This window comes from Methylobacterium organophilum (genome assembly GCF_022533465.1).
GTDB lineage: Bacteria > Pseudomonadota > Alphaproteobacteria > Rhizobiales > Beijerinckiaceae > Methylobacterium > Methylobacterium organophilum.
On sequence record NZ_CP092848.1, the window covers coordinates 639,421 to 654,853 of the forward strand.

Annotated in this window: 15 protein-coding genes and 1 riboswitch; of the genes, 9 read left to right on the top strand and 6 right to left on the bottom strand. The window is 64.0% G+C overall.

The features are described from left to right. Nucleotides 1-16: 16 nt before the first annotated feature. The gene (locus MMB17_RS02855; protein ID WP_241101003.1) at nucleotides 17-994 is read right to left on the bottom strand and encodes a threonine aldolase family protein; all 978 of its coding nucleotides are present in this window, start codon (nucleotides 992-994) and stop codon (nucleotides 17-19) included. Between the two features lie 112 nt (nucleotides 995-1,106). Further along, nucleotides 1,107-1,218: riboswitch (SAM-I-IV-variant riboswitch) on the bottom strand. A 99-nt stretch (nucleotides 1,219-1,317) separates the two neighbouring features. Between MMB17_RS02855 and MMB17_RS02860 the strand changes: the two genes are divergently transcribed. The 3 genes from MMB17_RS02860 to MMB17_RS02870 all read left to right on the top strand — a co-directional run bounded on the left by MMB17_RS02860 (nucleotide 1,318) and on the right by MMB17_RS02870 (nucleotide 3,829). Further along, complete coding sequence (locus MMB17_RS02860; RefSeq protein WP_241101004.1) at nucleotides 1,318-2,700, top strand: ethanolamine ammonia-lyase subunit EutB; 1,383 nt, start codon at nucleotides 1,318-1,320, stop codon at nucleotides 2,698-2,700. Nucleotides 2,701-2,710: 10 nt separating this feature from the next. Then, on the top strand, nucleotides 2,711-3,514 hold the full coding sequence (gene eutC, locus MMB17_RS02865) for an ethanolamine ammonia-lyase subunit EutC (protein WP_241101005.1): 804 nt from the start codon (nucleotides 2,711-2,713) through the stop codon (nucleotides 3,512-3,514). A gap of 102 nt (nucleotides 3,515-3,616) precedes the next feature. Beyond that, complete coding sequence (locus tag MMB17_RS02870) at nucleotides 3,617-3,829, top strand: SlyX family protein (RefSeq protein WP_241101006.1); 213 nt, start codon at nucleotides 3,617-3,619, stop codon at nucleotides 3,827-3,829. A 22-nt stretch (nucleotides 3,830-3,851) separates the two neighbouring features. On the opposite strand, the gene MMB17_RS02875 is transcribed toward MMB17_RS02870, so the two are convergent. Both MMB17_RS02875 and purE read right to left on the bottom strand, forming a co-directional pair. Further along, a complete protein-coding gene (locus MMB17_RS02875; RefSeq protein ID WP_241101007.1) occupies nucleotides 3,852-4,961 on the bottom strand; it encodes a 5-(carboxyamino)imidazole ribonucleotide synthase in 1,110 nt (369 codons plus the stop codon). 31 nt (nucleotides 4,962-4,992) lie between these two features. Beyond that, on the bottom strand, nucleotides 4,993-5,490 hold the full coding sequence (purE, locus tag MMB17_RS02880; RefSeq protein WP_241101008.1) for a 5-(carboxyamino)imidazole ribonucleotide mutase: 498 nt from the start codon (nucleotides 5,488-5,490) through the stop codon (nucleotides 4,993-4,995). Between the two features lie 212 nt (nucleotides 5,491-5,702). On the opposite strand from purE, the gene MMB17_RS02885 reads away from it, so the two are divergent. Beyond that, nucleotides 5,703-5,879, top strand: a complete 177-nt coding sequence (locus MMB17_RS02885) for a DUF3606 domain-containing protein (RefSeq protein ID WP_241101009.1) — start codon at nucleotides 5,703-5,705, stop codon at nucleotides 5,877-5,879. 33 nt (nucleotides 5,880-5,912) lie between these two features. On the opposite strand, the gene MMB17_RS02890 is transcribed toward MMB17_RS02885, so the two are convergent. Then, entirely contained in the window at nucleotides 5,913-6,128 is a 216-nt protein-coding gene (locus tag MMB17_RS02890) for a YdcH family protein (RefSeq protein ID WP_238311914.1), read from the bottom strand. A gap of 250 nt (nucleotides 6,129-6,378) precedes the next feature. Between MMB17_RS02890 and MMB17_RS02895 the strand changes: the two genes are divergently transcribed. Together MMB17_RS02895 and MMB17_RS02900 are read left to right on the top strand one after the other, a co-directional pair. Then, nucleotides 6,379-6,561 (top strand): YdcH family protein, encoded by a 183-nt coding sequence (locus MMB17_RS02895; RefSeq protein ID WP_238311915.1) that lies wholly within the window; start codon nucleotides 6,379-6,381, stop codon nucleotides 6,559-6,561. Nucleotides 6,562-6,701: 140 nt separating this feature from the next. Continuing rightward, nucleotides 6,702-8,645 carry a propionyl-CoA synthetase gene (locus tag MMB17_RS02900; RefSeq protein ID WP_241101010.1) on the top strand — a complete coding sequence of 648 codons (1,944 nt, stop codon included), beginning with the start codon at nucleotides 6,702-6,704 and terminating at the stop codon, nucleotides 8,643-8,645. A 532-nt stretch (nucleotides 8,646-9,177) separates the two neighbouring features. Here MMB17_RS02900 and MMB17_RS02905 read toward each other — a convergent pair. Both MMB17_RS02905 and MMB17_RS02910 read right to left on the bottom strand, forming a co-directional pair. Beyond that, nucleotides 9,178-10,635, bottom strand: a complete 1,458-nt coding sequence (locus MMB17_RS02905) for a hypothetical protein (protein ID WP_241101011.1) — start codon at nucleotides 10,633-10,635, stop codon at nucleotides 9,178-9,180. Further along, nucleotides 10,632-11,612 (bottom strand): hypothetical protein, encoded by a 981-nt coding sequence (locus MMB17_RS02910; RefSeq protein ID WP_241102104.1) that lies wholly within the window; start codon nucleotides 11,610-11,612, stop codon nucleotides 10,632-10,634. The genes MMB17_RS02905 and MMB17_RS02910 overlap by 4 nt, the downstream gene beginning before the upstream one ends. 374 nt (nucleotides 11,613-11,986) lie before the next feature. Here MMB17_RS02910 and MMB17_RS02915 point away from each other — a divergent pair, with 374 nt between their 5' ends. The 3 genes from MMB17_RS02915 to MMB17_RS02925 all read left to right on the top strand — a co-directional run bounded on the left by MMB17_RS02915 (nucleotide 11,987) and on the right by MMB17_RS02925 (nucleotide 15,407). Then, a complete protein-coding gene (locus MMB17_RS02915; RefSeq protein ID WP_241101012.1) occupies nucleotides 11,987-13,108 on the top strand; it encodes an NADH:flavin oxidoreductase/NADH oxidase in 1,122 nt (373 codons plus the stop codon). Between the two features lie 498 nt (nucleotides 13,109-13,606). Further along, nucleotides 13,607-14,125 carry a peptide-methionine (S)-S-oxide reductase MsrA gene (gene msrA, locus MMB17_RS02920; RefSeq protein ID WP_241101013.1) on the top strand — a complete coding sequence of 173 codons (519 nt, stop codon included), beginning with the start codon at nucleotides 13,607-13,609 and terminating at the stop codon, nucleotides 14,123-14,125. Nucleotides 14,126-14,445: 320 nt separating this feature from the next. After that, a protein-coding gene (locus MMB17_RS02925; RefSeq protein WP_241099727.1) for an IS630 family transposase occupies nucleotides 14,446-15,407 on the top strand; the annotation gives its coding sequence in 2 pieces (ribosomal slippage) (nucleotides 14,446-14,797 and nucleotides 14,797-15,407; 963 coding nt in all). Nucleotides 15,408-15,433 lie beyond the last annotated feature (26 nt).

Below are 15,433 nucleotides of genomic sequence, written 5' to 3' on the forward strand. Positions count from 1 at the left end.
GACCTCTTCCCCTCGCTCAGGCCGCCGTCGGCAGGACGCAATCGCGGATGTCGCGGGCCAGGGCATCGACCCGGACGGGATCGGCGTCCCAGGCGAACATGAAGCGGGCCGCGCCGCCGATGAAGCCATAGAAATGCCAGCCCCGTTCTCGCAGGGCAGCCTGAACCGTCTCGTGTAGGTGGAGGAAGACGCCGTTCGCCTCGACGGGGGCGGCGAGTTCGACTCCCGGAATGCCTGCCACCGCGTCGGCGAGGCGGCGGGCACAGGCATTGGCGTGGCGCGCATGAGCGAGCCAGGCCCCGCTTTCCAGCATCCCGACCCAGGGCGCCGCGAGATAGCGCATCTTGGACGCGAGTTGGCCTGATTGCTTGCAGCGATAGTCGAAATCCTCGGCGCGCCGGCGGTCGAAGAAGATCACCGCCTCGCCCATCCCCATGCCGTTCTTGGTGCCGCCGAAACACAGCACGTCGACCCCCGCCTTCCAGGTCAGCTCCGCCGGGCTCGCCTCGAGCGCGGCGCAGGCATTGGCGAACCGGGCGCCGTCCATGTGCAGATTGAGTCCGAGGCTGCGGCAGGTCTCCGAGAGCGCCGCCACCTCGTGCACGCTGTAGACGCGGCCGGTTTCGGTCGATTGGGTGATCGTGACGGCACGGGGCTTCGGAAAGTGGATGTCGCTGCGCTTCCCGGCGATGCCCCGCACGCCATCAGGCGTGAGCTTGCCCTCGCTCACGGGGGCAACGAGGAGCTTCGAACCGTTGGAGAAGAATTCCGGCGCACCGCATTCGTCGGTTTCGACATGGGCGGATTCGGCGCAAATCACGCTGTGGTAGGACTGGCAGAGCGCGGCGAGCGCCAGCGAATTCGCCGCGGTGCCGTTGAAGACGAAGAAGACCTCGCAATCCGTCTCGAACAGCGTTCGGAAGCCATCGGTCGCCCGCTGCGTCCAGGGATCGGCACCATAAGCGGGAGCGTGGCCCACATTCGCCTCGGCCATGGCTGCCCAGGCCTCCGGACAGATTCCGGCATAGTTGTCGCTTGCGAATTGCTGGGCAGTCGAATCCCTCACGGCGGCGCCTTCCAGAGTGGGAGCCAAGCGACGCGGATGCAGAGTTCCCGTTGGTTGCCGGAACGGCCACATCCCCTTTCCTCGAGAAAGGGCGCCACCTTGCCGGGTCGGCAGGTTGGCGTCGAGCGCCGGCTCGACTCGTGATGTTGTGAGATCCAGTTATGCCGTCGGCGGTCTCCCGGCAATGGATCGTCGAGGTTGCATCGGGTGACGGGATCCTGTGATTCCGTGATCCAAGGAGAAGCGCCGCTATGCCCTATCGCCACGTCGTCGGGTCCCACGCTCACGTCTTCGCCGATCTCGGCACCCTGATGGCCAAGGCGAGCCCGATCCGCTCCGGAGATTGCCTCGCCGGCATCGCCGCGGAATCGGCCGAGGAGAACATGGCGGCCCGCTGGTGCCTCGCCGAGGTGCCACTGAAGGAGATTCTGGCCCGTCCGCTGGTCCCTTACGAGGAAGACGACGTCACCCGTCTGATCCTCGACGGGCATGACGCTGCCGCCTTCGCCGAGATCGCCCATCTCACGGTCGGGGACTTCCGCGAGTTCCTGCTCACCGCCTCGTCGGAGACGCTGGCCCGCATCGCCTTGGGCGTGACGCCGGAAATGGCGGCGGCCGTGTCGAAGATCATGCGCAACCAGGACCTGATCCTGGTCGCCCGGAAGGCCCGGGTGGTCACCCGCTTCCGCAACACGATCGGGCTCCCCGGCACCATGGCCGTGCGGCTCCAGCCGAACCACCCGACGGACGATGCGGCCGGCGTCACCGCCTCGATCCTCGACGGACTGTCCTACGGCTGCGGCGACGCCGTGATCGGCATCAACCCGGTCTCCGATTCCGTGCAGACTCTGTCCGGGCTGCTGCGGCTGTTCGACGACATCATCACGCGGCTCGGGATCCCGACCCAGGGCTGCGTCCTCACTCATGTCACCACGACGCTGGAGGCGATGAATCGCGGCCTGCCGGTGGATCTCGTGTTCCAGTCGATCGCGGGTACGCAGAAGGCCAATGCGAGCTTCGGCGTCACCCTGGACATCCTGAAGGAGGCGCACGAGGCCGCGCTGGCCCTCAAGCGGGGAACGCTCGGGGACAACGTGATGTATTTCGAGACCGGCCAGGGCTCGGCCCTCTCGGCGGACGCCCATCACGGCATCGACCAGCAGACCCTGGAAGCGCGCGCCTATGCCGTGGCTCGCGTCTTCCGTCCGCTCCTCGTCAACACCGTGGTCGGCTTCATCGGCCCGGAATATCTCTACGACGGCAAGGAGATCATCCGCGCCGGGCTGGAGGACCACTTCTGCGGCAAGCTGATGGGCGTGCCGCTCGGCTGCGACGTCTGCTACACCAACCATGCCGAGGCCGATCAGGATGACATGGACATCCTTCTGACGCTCCTCGGCGCGGCGGGCTGCACCTACGTCATGGGCATTCCCGGGGCTGACGACGTGATGCTGAACTACCAGTCCACCTCGTTCCACGATTCCCTTTACCTGCGCGAGGTGCTGGGCCTGAAGCGGGCCCCCGAGTTCGAGGAATGGCTGCAGCGCATCGGACTCACCGACGCGGAGGGCAAGCTGCTGCCCGACGGCGCCGGCCCGCGGCTGCTCGCCGCCGCGCCCGACCTCGCGGCGTGAGGGGGCTGCGATGAGCGACGAGGATCTCTGGCAACGGCTCGCCCGCCTCACACCGGCGCGGATCGGGCTCGGCCGGGTCGGAAGCGGCCTGCCGACACGGGAAGTGCTGCGCTTCGGGCTCGCACACGCCCAGGCGCGGGACGCGGTGCACACGCCTCTCGACGCACAGGCCGTGGCCGATGCGATCGCGGCTCTCGGCTTTCCGACGGTGCAGGCGGCCTCCTCCGCCCTGGACCGCCCGACCTATCTGCACCGGCCCGATTACGGCCGGCGGCTTGCCCCGGACGACCGCAGGGCGCTCGCGGCGACGGCGACGGAAACGGTCGATCTCGCCCTCGTCGTCGCCGATGGGCTCTCCGCCCGTGCCGTGCACGAGGGAGCCGCCAAGATGCTCGCGGCGCTCAAGCCCTATCTCGACAAGGCCGGCTGGCGCCTCGCCCCCGTCGTGATCGCCGTGCAGGCGCGGGTCGCGCTCGGGGACGATATCGGCGCGGCCCTGAAGGCCAGGGCGGTCGTGGTGATGATCGGCGAACGGCCGGGCCTGTCTTCGCCCGACAGCCTCGGCCTCTATCTCACCTTCGACCCGAAACCCGGACGCTCGGACGCGGAGCGCAACTGCATCTCGAATGTGCGGCCCGCCGGGCTGTCCTTCGACCTCGCCGCGTTCAAGCTGAACTGGCTGCTCACCCAGGCTTTCGCCCGTGGCCTCTCGGGCGTGAACCTGAAGGACGAGAGCGACCACGTGCTGGATGCACCGCAGACCCGAGCCGCGATCGCCCCCTCTCAAACCGAAACGCCCGCCAAGCCGGCTTGATTCCCCATGCGGCCTGTCCCTTCGGCAGAGTGCGCGTCGGAATCGCGATCGAGAGGCGTGCCCGATTGCAACGCGATCGGACACGGATCTAGAAGCCCATCCATGACGACCGACACCGAGAGCCGCCTCGACCGCCTGGAGATCCGCCTGACCGAGCAGGAGGCGGTCATCGACGATCTCAACGCTACGATCACCGCGCAGTGGCGGAAGATCGATCTGCTGGTGCGGCAGGTGCAGAAGCTGACCGAGCAACTGGAAGAGGCTGCGATCCGCGCGCCCTCAGGCCTGCCCGAGCCGCCGCCACCGCATTATTGAGCCGGGCGGTCGCCCGGCGGGTTCAGCCTTCCCGGATCAGCCGGGTCACATGGCCCATCTTGCGGCCGGGACGGGCCTCGCCCTTGCCGTAGAGATGGAGGGCGGCGCCCGGCTCGGCGAGCACGGTGGCCCAGGTCTCGGCCTCGTCCCCGATCAGATTGTGCATCTCGACCCGGTGCCCGGCGGGAATGGCCGTGCCGCCGAGGGGCCAGCCGCAGACCGCGCGGACAGCCTGGGCGAACTGGGAGGTCTGCGCACCCTCGATGGTCCAGTGCCCGGAATTGTGCACGCGGGGGGCGATCTCGTTGACGACGAGCCGGTCGCGGCCGGCCGGCCCCTCCACCTCGAACAGCTCCACCGCGAGCACGCCGACATAGTCGAGGGCCTCGGCGATGGCTTTGGCGATATCCAGAGCGGCCCGGGTCGTCTCGGGATCGAGCCCCGGCGCCGGCGCCTGCGTCACCGCCAGGATGTGGTTGCGATGCTCGTTGGCGACCGGGGCGAAGGCCGCGAAGGCCCCGTCGAGGCCGCGGGCGGCCACCACGGAGATTTCACGACGGAAGGGCACGAAGCCCTCCAGGATGCAGGGCGCGCCCTTGAATGCGGCAAGGATATCGGCCGCGTCCTCGCCTACGCGGATCGTGCGCTGTCCCTTCCCGTCATAGCCGAAGCGGCGCGTCTTGAGCACGGCCGGCCGGCCGAGGGCCGCGAGCGCCGCCTCGAGATCCGCGACGGTGTCCACCGCCCGGAATGGGGCCGTGGCGATGCCGAGCCCGTTCACGAAGGTCTTCTCCGTGAGCCGATCCTGGGTGGTGAACAGGGCCCTGGCGCTCGGCCGCACCGGCGCGTGCTCTTCCAGCACCGCAGCGGTCTCGTGCGGGATGTTCTCGAACTCGTAGGTGACGACGTCGACCGCATCGGCGAAGGCGGCGAGCGCCTGCGCATCGTCATAGGCCGCCATCGTGCGGGCCGCGGCCACGTCGAAGGCGGGGCTGTCGGCATCGGGGGCGTAGATATGCGCCTTCAGGCCATAATTCGCGGCCGCCAGGGCGATCATGCGGCCGAGCTGGCCGCCTCCGATGATGCCGATCGTGCCGCCGGGCCTCACCGCCGGGGTGCTGTCGCTGCTCATATCCGTGCCGTCAGTCAATGCTTGTCCGGCCTCACACGGCCGAGGTGTCGGGACGCTCGGCGACGCTCTCGCTCTGCCGGGCGCGCCAGGAATCGAGGCGCTCGGCCAGGGCCGGATCGGTCAGGGCGAGCACGGCGACGGCCATCAGAGCGGCGTTGACCGCCCCGGCCCGACCGATCGCGAGCGTCCCGACGGGGATACCGGCGGGCATCTGCACGATCGAGAGCAGGCTGTCCTGGCCCGAGAGCGCCTTCGACTCGACCGGGACGCCGAAGACCGGCAGGGGCGTCATCGCCGCCGCCATGCCCGGCAGATGGGCCGCGCCGCCGGCCCCGGCGATCACCACCTTGAAGCCCGCCGCCCGCGCGCCCTTCGCGAAGGCGACGAGCCGGTCCGGCGTGCGGTGGGCGGAGACGATGCGCGCGTCGTAGGGAACCTGCAGCGCCTCCAGCGTCTCCGCGGCGTGCCGCATGGTCGCCCAGTCGGACTGGCTGCCCATGATGATCGCGACCGGGACCGCTCCCGTCATCCTCGTCGATGCCTTCGGTTCGAGGAAGCCCGGACCGCCGGTTGTCGCGGGGCCGGACCAAAGGCGCCGGATACAGGGGCCGCGCCCGGGCCGCAAGGCGGCGATTTTTTCGTGGGCGGCGCGCGCCGGCACGGAGCCGGGCGCAGCCTGCCGCGTTGTGGAGCAAACGGCCCACCTGTGCGGCCGCGCACCCTCCATGGAACCCTACGACAATGCCGAGCCACGGCCAGCCCCAGACCGCCCCGAAAGCCATCCACATCGACATCCACGACGCGAAGTCCCGCAGCCACTGGGCCGAGACCCTGGGCGTCAGCGACGAGCGCCTGCGCAAGGCCGTCCGCATGGTCGGCACGCGGCTCTCCAGCGTGACCGCCTATCTGGCGAAGTGAACGCTCCGAGGGGGCGGTCCGCGCCCCCTCCCTTCACGCGATGATGTCGGGCGTGAGCTGGTCCTCGAGATGGGTGATGCGGTCGCGCAGCACGAGCTTGCGCTTCTTCAGCCGCTGGATCTGCAGCTGATCCCCGGCGACGCTGAGCATCAGCGCCTCGATCGCGTCGTCGAGATCCCGGTGCTCCTCGCGGAGTCGGTTCAGCTCGGCTTCAAGATCGGGGCCGCCATCGTTCGCAACCTCAACCATGATGTTCACAAGCAGGGCTCTCTCAGGGGTCGCCGGACGGGGCGACCATGCGGCAAGGCCTCGCCCGGAGCAAGGCGGGACAGGGGCTTACCCCACGACGATGACACGGCCTCGGGCAACCCGAAGCGTTGCCGAAAAGACGCGCCGTTCGTGTAACGGAAATCTCAGTCTCGCGGCGGATTGATTTCGACAGGAAAGCGAATCCGTGGCACTCTGGGTGCGTCGGAAACGATGACAGGAGACGCCACTCATGTCCTTGCAGACGCATCTGAGCCAGCTCGAAGCGAAGCACGAAGCTCTCGAAAAAGAGATTCACGACGCCCAGCAAGCCCCGTCCATCGACGACCTCCGCGTCGCCGAGCTCAAGCGCAAGAAGCTGTTCCTGAAGGACGAGATCGAGCGGCTCAGGCCCGCTAGCCAGACACTTCACTAGCGTCTTCAACGGCATAGAGCGTATCGCGCGCCGCGCCCGGGCCCTCCCCGGCGCGGCGTTTTCGTTGGGAAGCGGGCGCGAAGGCGCTACATTCCGCGGCAAGAGGCCGGCGCCGACCGGCCCTCCACGGAGGACACACGATGACGCCGGAGCCCCGCTCCTACCGGTCCGTCCAGGCCGCCGCGCTCGCCGATCCGGAGAGCTTCTGGTTGAAGGCCGCCGAGGCGCTCGACTGGGACGAGCGCCCGACCCGCGCCTACGCCTCGGAAGGCCTCGAAGCCGGCTCCGAGGCCGCGGCCCGAGGCGCCGAGGCCGGCCGATGGTTCCCGCGAAGCCGCCTGAACGCCTGCACCAACGCCGTCGACCGCCACGTCGCGAACGGCCGCGGCGACCAGGCCGCGATTCTCTACGACTCGCCCGTCACGGGCAGCAAGCGCCGCATCACCTATGCCGAGTTGCAGGACGAGGTCGGCCGCCTCGCCGCGGTGCTGGAGGATCTCGGCGTCGAGAAAGGCGACCGGGTCGTGCTCTACATGCCGATGGTGCCCGAGGCCCTGTTCGGCATGCTCGCCTGCGCGCGGCTCGGGGCGATCCATTCCGTGGTGTTCGGGGGCTTCGCCGCCAACGAGCTCGCGGCGCGAATCGAGGATGCGGCGCCCAGGCTGATTCTCGCCGCCTCCTGCGGCATCGAGCCGACCCGCGTCGTCCCCTACAAGCCGCTCCTCGACGCGGCGCTGGCCCGCTCCGCCCACAAGCCGGAGGCCTGCCTGATCCTGCAGCGCCCGCAGGCCGAGGCGGCGATGACGGAGGGCCGCGACCACGACTGGCAGCAAACGATCGCCGCCCAGACCCGCCGGGCCGCGCCGGTGAGCGTGGCCGCCACCGACCCGCTCTACATCCTCTACACCTCGGGCACGACCGGCCGCCCCAAGGGCGTGGTGCGCGACACCGGCGGCTATTGCGTGGCGCTGACCTGGTCGATGGCCCATCTCTACGGGGTCAGGCCCGGCGAGGTCTATGCCTGCGCCTCCGATATCGGCTGGGTGGTCGGCCATTCCTACATCGTCTACGCGCCGCTCCTGCACGGCTGCACCACGGTGCTCTACGAGGGCAAGCCGGTGGGCACGCCCGATGCCGGCGCCTTCTGGCGCCTGGTCGCGGAGCACAAGGCCGCCGTGCTCTTCACCGCGCCGACGGCGCTCCGCGCGATCAAGAAGGACGATCCCCGCGCCGAGCGGCTGAAGGATTACGACCTCTCCGGCTTCCGCGCCCTGTTCCTGGCCGGCGAGCGGGCCGACCCGGACACGGTGGCCTGGGCGGAAAAGGCCCTCGGCCGCCCGGTCATCGACCATTGGTGGCAGACCGAGACCGGCTGGGCCATCGCCGGCAACCCGCTGGGCATCGAGCCCCTGCCGGTGAAATACGGCTCCACCGCCCTGCCGATGCCGGGCTACGACCTGCACGTGCTCGACGAGGCCGGCAAGCCCGTGCCCCCGGGCACCATGGGCACCATCGCCCTCAAGCTGCCCCTGCCCCCGGGCTGCCTGCCGACCCTGTGGGGCTCCGACGAACGCTTCCGCCGGAGCTACCTCGCCACCTATCCCGGCTACTACGACACGGCGGATGCCGGCGTGGTCGACGCGGAGGGCTACGTCACCGTGCTGGGGCGGACCGACGACATCATCAACGTGGCCGGCCACCGCCTCTCCACCGGGGGCATGGAGGCGGTGCTCGCCGCCCATCCGGACGTGGCCGAATGCGCGGTGATCGGCATCCGCGACGCCCTCAAGGGCGAGGCCCCCTGCGGCTTCGTGGTGCTGAAATCCGGCGTGCGGAAGAGCCCGGAGGCGATCGAGCAAGAACTCGTCGCCCGTGTCCGCGACGAGATCGGCCCCGTGGCCGCCTTCAAGCTCGCCGTCACCGTCGCCCGCCTCCCCAAGACCCGCTCCGGCAAGATTCTCAGGGCCACCATGAAGCGCATCGCCGACGGCCAGGATTTTGCCATGCCGCCGACGATCGATGATCCGGCGGCGTTGGAAGAGATTGGGGCGCGCTTGAAGGAGCGGGGGATTGGGCAGGCTTAAAATACGTTATATTATTTCAAAAACAACTCGCAAAAATAGGTATAAAAATGGATCTCCGAGAATTTATCAAAGAAAGCTTGACTGAAATTCTAGGCGGCATCCGCGACGCTCAGGACGCGATTATTCCTCTAGACGGCCATCACGGAGTTATTAATCCTACGTGGAACGATATAACCGACCTAGCTGATCATGTTCAAGTTGTGAGGTTTGAAGTCGCCGTCACAGCATCCGACCAAAACACTAAAGGGGGAAGGGGCGGGATTAAAGTTATGTCGATAGATTTAGGAGGAAAGATTGAAAGCCAAGAACAGAATCGAACTGTAAGTCGAGTATCTTTTTCTGTTCCAATCGTTCCACCCACGACTATAGTTCAAGGCGTAAACAAGCCAACGCGCAGGCTAGCAAAATCTCGAAAATAAATAATTGGCGACTTATTATTTTATATAAATAAATTACAATTTTTCTCGTAAAATATATCAGCAAATTTTTCAGCCAATTTAATAAATATAACTGAAAATATAAATTATTAATCTTACTGCCTTCTACGCGCACGATTAGCTCGATTTGATACACCCTGTATCGCAGCCTGTAATTTCGCAAGAGGTTCTTTGTTGATATTCCGCAAGTTTGAGGGGCGAATAATTTCTTGGAAATTTCCACCCTCGATTTTTTCTGTCACCAATGAAGCTGAGCGCGCCTCATATCGAAGGCCATCAAATGAATTCCGATCTGCCCAATTGGCAAATTTTTCAAGGTTGCTTTGTTCAAAAAAAGCAACAGCATCAGAAACACTATTCTCAAGCCTTTGAACACGAGACACAAGCTCTTTTGCATTACGCGCTACTGTCATCAACTCCTTTCTGCTCTTTGGCGTAAACGGCATAGCCAAGAACCGATCGATCAATTCGAGCAAATCATTCAGCATTTTTGCATTTGAGATGTTTTCGCTAAAAAGCCTTCTACCTTGCAAAGTACCGAGCGATTTAATCTCTTGCTTTACAAGAGGCGATCGATCAATTGTTGGAGGTCGCTTGCCTTTCTCATGAAAAGCACGCAGCTCGGCTGCATTAAGTGCATCATATTTTTCTTTCGCTTCAACTTCACGTTCTCGTCTCCTTTCCTCAGCGCCGAAATCGCGAACTGTCACTTTGATGGAGATCGCTCCATCATATCGAGAAAACGCCAATCGAGCTGCTGCTACTGCATCGGGGCAACGAGCCTGCAATTGTCTTCTAACGGCATCGGCTGCCAGAACAGATTGATCTTTCCTCAATCCAGCAATCCAGTCGCGTTGCTCGGAAAATGCGTCGGCTAGATCACGGATCAGACGCAAATACGAAGCACGCTCCTCAAGACGCTCTCGTCCGGCTGTAAATGTCTGCCAGCGGCCAAGACCAAGATGTTTTGCGCCGCATTCGTGCCCAACAAGATACCGGCGATCAACTTCGTCACGAAAAATATAGCCACGCTTATGATGATGCCCAAATGCACAAGTTACTCCCTTGCCGACATCATAACGACCCTCATACGTTAGCCATTGATCCGTCGGCGGAGCGCCTGCAGTCAGATTTTCGAGGCTTTCAGGCTCTGAAACCAAGAAATTTCTTTCAAGAAGTTCAGCATCGGTTAAATCAGGAACGCGGACTTTTGTATAAACACGATCTATAGATTTTGGCACAACATCTTTGTCTGTAATCGATTTTGATTTTTTGGAAACACGATCGAGCTTGGCACGTGTCAAAATGGTAGTCTTGTCGCTTAATGCACGCTCAATTCCTGTTGATCGCAAATCTGAGTCGGAAAAATTAAATCCGCGAATGTCCTGCCCTGCTAACGGCCAGCCGCGCAAGTCTTGACCCTGGAAGTCGAAAGCAGGATCAAGTCCAGCAACTCGAACAAACTCTGCAAGCCCCACATCCGACAACGCCAGGGTTTTGGCAATGCGCTCCTTTACCTCTTCTTTTAAAAAAATTGCATCCAGATCGATCATAAATTTTCTTTCTCATCTTCCAATAGTGCGGGTCTAACTAGGGAAAGCGTCTGACGCGCGATCAAAAATTCGCCGTCCGGAAGTTGGAGTCCTGCCTCCCGTTGAGCTTCAGCAATAGCTTTACCAAGAGTTAACCCCGCAACGCGACTCTGTAGCTCACTTTGCGCTGTTGCATGTTCTTTTTGAGCTCTAAGCGACCTAGCACGCAGAGCTGCTTCGGTGGCACTGCGTTCGGACGCAGAAGCGGGTTCATCAGCACACTCAATCACAACCTGACCAATAGGTGCTGATACCGAAATCGTTACTTGAACCGGTAGAGTCGGATCCTGCCTACTGACAATGCAGAGCGGCCTGGGCTCACCATCACTGTCTCTCTCTTCACCAAAATAGGTCCCTGCAAGTTTGCCATCGGTCCTGCGAGCATCCCCAAGTCGTGGATCACCTACACGCCAGCGATCATGACCAAATGTAGAAATCAAATCAATGCGTACTTGTCTACGTGAAGTCTCCTGTAATTTTTCATTCTTCTTCTTACCCCACCTAAATCCGCCCGCAATCTTAGCAAACAAAGCAGGTGAGATGGCGCTAGCATTTAAGCCACCTTCAACATTTAGATTTCTATCGCGGAGCTGTTCGCTACTGCGCACTTCCGTTCCGCTGATTTCAAAACTACCATTTACCAAACTATGCTCATACCGACTACGAACCTCTACTTCACAATTTTTTCGACTCAGGCTTATATGGCACACACGAAGACTTATACCAAAATCTCTTCCATTGCTTTGAAATGCTGCGGTACCGCAGTTCAATTCGAAATCTAAGCGCATTCTAGCATAAGATTCGCCCTGACGAATACCTAAGCCTAGCCCAGCCAAATGATGAAGTCCTTTGGCATATGTTGGACCGATCTTCTTTACAATTGAAACCGTCTCAATTGAATCTTCGCTGTCGAGACGTTTTTTCGCGCGTGCCTTCATCAACCTTCTCGGGCAAGCTCGGCGGATTCGCAAGAGAGGATCTTATGAGAACACTTCATGAACGTGAAGGGGCAAACGGGTCAATCCAAGCCCTCTTCAACAACCAAATTTACCCATTCCTGTCATATGTTGTGACGGCAATAATCTGTTGGTCGGACGAGTTATGTAAATATTTCCACATAACAAAGTAAATAAAAATATTATTCCATGTATTTCACGCAACCCCGATACTAAAGCAAATTTTGCCAAATATTATTATTCCCAATCTGGCAAATATGCACGTTCAAAGCGACACCCAGGATGAGACTCCGAACTGGAAACCTCGCGCTCACCTCCCCAGATACCCCACGAACCGCCCACACACCGGAGCCGCCATGTCCGCCCCGCGCCTGTTCGAGCCCCTGCGGCTCGACGATCTCGTGCTCGAGAACCGCATCCTCGTCGCGCCGATGTGCCAGTACTCCGCCCGGGACGGGGCGGCGACCGACTGGCATGTGATGCATCTCGGCCAGCTCGCCGCCTCGGGGGCCGGGCTCCTGACCCTGGAGGCGACGGCGATCAGCCCCGAGGCGCGCATCACCGCCTGGGATCTCGGCCTCTACGACGACGCCACCGAGCGGGCGCTCGCCCGGGTGCTCGGCGCGGTGCGGGAATACGCGCCCGTGCCCGTCGCCCTCCAGATCGCCCATGCCGGGCGCAAGGCCTCGAGCCGGGCCCCCTGGGACGGGGGCGCGCAGATCCCGCCCGAGCATCCCCAGGGCTGGCGCACGGAGGCGCCCTCGGCGATCCCCCACGGGGCGGGCGAGGTGGCCCCGCACGCCCTCGACCTCTCCGACCTCAAGCGCATCCGCGACGGCTTCGTCGCCACCGCCCGGCGGGCGATGCGCCTCGGGATCGACGGGGTGGAGCTGCACGGGGCCCATGGCTACCTGCTGCACCAATTCCTCTCGCCGCTCGCCAACACCCGCGGCGACGCCTATGGCGGCACCCTGGAGAACCGGATGCGCTTCCCCCTCGAATGCTTCGAGGCGGTGCGCGACGCGGTGCCGGCGGGACGCCCGGTCTGGATGCGCGTCTCGGCCACCGACTGGGTCGCGGGCGGCTGGGACCTCGAGGACACCCTCGCCCTGGCCGAGGCCCTGAAGGCCCGGGGCGCGGCGGCGATCCACGTCTCCTCCGGCGGCCTCTCGACGGCGCAGACAATCCCCGTGGGGCCGGGCTACCAGGTGCCCTTCGCGGCGCGCATCAAGGCCGAGACCGGGCTTCCCACCATCGCCGTGGGCCTGATCACGCAACCCGCCCAGGCCGAGGCGATCCTGCGGAACGGCCAGGCGGATGCGGTCTCCCTCGCCCGCGCCCTGCTCTACGACCTGCGCTGGCCCTGGCACGCGGCGGCCGAACTCGGGGCGCAGGTGCGCGCGCCCAAGCAATACTGGCGCTCCCAGCCGCACGGCCTGAAGCACCTCTTCACCGACAGCGCCTTCGGCCAGCGCTGACGGGAGGCCCCCGGCGAGTGCCGGGGCGGCCCTGCCGCTCCGACGCGCCGCGCGGCCGATCCGTCCCTTGCCGGCGCCGGGCACACGGGCTACCACGAACCCGGTTCCCGACGCCGTTTCCGTCGCCGACCTCGCCGCCGACCCCCGGTCTCGGCGCCAAGGCCTTGAGAAGGAAACCGAAGGGCCTGTAGCTCAATGGTTAGAGCCGACCGCTCATAACGATCCGTCCAAACCATGTAATGCCCAGGCGCGACTCACCTTTTTTCGGTAGGGCACGGGAAAGTGCTCTCTTGGGCTGCCCGCCGGGCCCGGTCGACGTTCCGCGTTCGCCATTCGTGATGAAGCCAACCGACGCTCCCCCTGGCAACCAAGCCGACCTTGGAGGCCGGAAGCGCGTTGGCCAGTCATTCCGCACCGTGAATGGATACGGGGCCGCAGGGCAAAGCACTGTCGCGGTACATATCTGATGGGGAAATGACTGGCTGACGGAGAAGCAACATGGGTAGCGAGAGGGCGGTGCTGGCCGGCGGCTGCTTCTGGGGCATGCAAGACTTGATCCGTCGCCAGGTAGGCGTGCTGGCGACCCGGGTGGGCTACACAGGTGGCGACGTGCCGGATGCGACCTACCGAAACCACGGGACGCATGCCGAAGGCATCGAGATCGTCTTCGATCCGGCTCGAACGAGCTACCGTCGCATACTGGAGTTCTTCTTCCAGATCCACGACCCGACCACCCTGAACCGACAGGGCAACGACCGGGGCCTGAGCTACCGCTCGGCCATCTTCTACGTCGATGAAGAGCAGCGTCGGATCGCCGAGGCCACCATCGCCGACATCGACGCGTCCGGTCTATGGCCGGGAAAGGTGGTCACCGAGGTGGCGCCGGCGGGACCATTCTGGGAGGCCAAGCCTGAGCACCAAGACTATCTGGAACGTCGGCCGAAAGGCTACACCTGCCACTTTGTTCGCCCGAACTGGCTGTTGCCGGCGCAGGCGCCGGCGGTTCAGAACACTTGAGCGCGAACAAAGACATCCGTCCGTGAACGGCCGATGCCATTCGGATCGCACGCCTACCGGAGAGTTGGCGACTCTTCAGATGCATCTTGTATGTGGGTAGTTCTACATTATTCAATGGATTTAGTGCGGAATCGCACAAAAATTCAGAGGTAAAACGATGGCAGCTATAGCTTTGATTTTTTAATAGGCCTATGGTCGCGCTTGCCATATCGAACCTGACGCAGTTGTCTGGCCTTGGCATCGGACGTGCGATTAGAGCCGTTCCCGGCGGTGTTGCGACAGGACGGTGGCTGGAGCGTTGACCGGTGAAGGATCCAGCGATGCCTTCACCGTTGTCTGTCGATCTGCGCGAGCGCGTCGTGGCGGCCGTGACAGAGGGCGCTTCCTTCCATCAGGCGGCGGCGCGGTTCGGGGTGAGCGTGTCGAGCGCCAGCCGCTGGTCGCAACGGTTTGCGCAGCAGGGTCACGCCGCCCCCAAACCGACACACGGCGACGACCGCCTGCCGGCGATCGAGGCGCATGCGGATCTGATCCTCTCCCTCGACGAGGCCCAGCCCGAACGCTTCCTGCGTGAGGTGCGCGACGCCCTGGCCGAGCAGGGCGTGCAGACCAGCACGAGCGGGCTGTCACGCTTCTTCGCTCGCCATGGGATCACCCGTAAAAAGGGGCGCTGTACGCAACGGAGCAGGAGCGGGCCGACGTGAAGGCGGCGCGTGAAGCGTGGTTCGCGGCCCAGCCTGACCGCGACCCCGACAGGCTCGTCTTCCTCGACGAGACGGCGGCCGCCACCAACATGGCCCGCCGCTACGGCCGCGCCCCGTGCGGCGAGCGCTGCCGGCTCCTCGTGCCCCAGGGCCATTACAAAACGACCACTGTCACCGCCGCCCTGCGCACCACCGGCCTGTGCGCCTTCGACCTCGCGGATGGCGCTACCAATGGCCAGCGCTTTCGCGACTACGTCGCCAACCGCCTCGGCCCGGTGCTGCGGCCCGGCGACATCGTGATCCTCGACAACCTGCAAGCTCACAAGGTCAGCGGCATCCGCGAGCGGGTCGAGGCGGCCGGCGCCCGGCTGCTCTACCTTCCGCCCTATAGCCCCGAGTGCAACCCGATCGAACAGATCTTCGCCAAGCTGAAAGCCCTGCTGCGGAGCGCAGCCGCCCGCACCCTGCCAGACCTCTGGGACGCCATCCGGCACGCCTTCACCCGCTTCACCCCAGACGAGTGCCGCAACAGCCTCGCCGCCGCCGGCTACGACAACGACTTGGCCGTCGCTACGTAGGCGGGAACCGCTCTAGCAGCACGATC

What these genes read in the sequence shown, in the direction of transcription:
- MMB17_RS02855 (WP_241101003.1), bottom strand. Translation starts at nt 994, where the DNA reads ATGGCCGAGGCGAATGTGGGCCACGCTCCCGCTTATGGTGCCGATCCC.
- MMB17_RS02860 (WP_241101004.1), top strand. Translation starts at nt 1,318, where the DNA reads ATGCCCTATCGCCACGTCGTCGGGTCCCACGCTCACGTCTTCGCCGAT.
- eutC (WP_241101005.1), top strand. Translation starts at nt 2,711, where the DNA reads ATGAGCGACGAGGATCTCTGGCAACGGCTCGCCCGCCTCACACCGGCG.
- MMB17_RS02870 (WP_241101006.1), top strand. Translation starts at nt 3,617, where the DNA reads ATGACGACCGACACCGAGAGCCGCCTCGACCGCCTGGAGATCCGCCTG.
- MMB17_RS02875 (WP_241101007.1), bottom strand. Translation starts at nt 4,961, where the DNA reads ATGAGCAGCGACAGCACCCCGGCGGTGAGGCCCGGCGGCACGATCGGC.
- purE (WP_241101008.1), bottom strand. Translation starts at nt 5,490, where the DNA reads ATGACGGGAGCGGTCCCGGTCGCGATCATCATGGGCAGCCAGTCCGAC.
- MMB17_RS02885 (WP_241101009.1), top strand. Translation starts at nt 5,703, where the DNA reads ATGCCGAGCCACGGCCAGCCCCAGACCGCCCCGAAAGCCATCCACATC.
- MMB17_RS02890 (WP_238311914.1), bottom strand. Translation starts at nt 6,128, where the DNA reads ATGGTTGAGGTTGCGAACGATGGCGGCCCCGATCTTGAAGCCGAGCTG.
- MMB17_RS02895 (WP_238311915.1), top strand. Translation starts at nt 6,379, where the DNA reads ATGTCCTTGCAGACGCATCTGAGCCAGCTCGAAGCGAAGCACGAAGCT.
- MMB17_RS02900 (WP_241101010.1), top strand. Translation starts at nt 6,702, where the DNA reads ATGACGCCGGAGCCCCGCTCCTACCGGTCCGTCCAGGCCGCCGCGCTC.
- MMB17_RS02905 (WP_241101011.1), bottom strand. Translation starts at nt 10,635, where the DNA reads ATGATCGATCTGGATGCAATTTTTTTAAAAGAAGAGGTAAAGGAGCGC.
- MMB17_RS02910 (WP_241102104.1), bottom strand. Translation starts at nt 11,612, where the DNA reads ATGAAGGCACGCGCGAAAAAACGTCTCGACAGCGAAGATTCAATTGAG.
- MMB17_RS02915 (WP_241101012.1), top strand. Translation starts at nt 11,987, where the DNA reads ATGTCCGCCCCGCGCCTGTTCGAGCCCCTGCGGCTCGACGATCTCGTG.
- msrA (WP_241101013.1), top strand. Translation starts at nt 13,607, where the DNA reads ATGGGTAGCGAGAGGGCGGTGCTGGCCGGCGGCTGCTTCTGGGGCATG.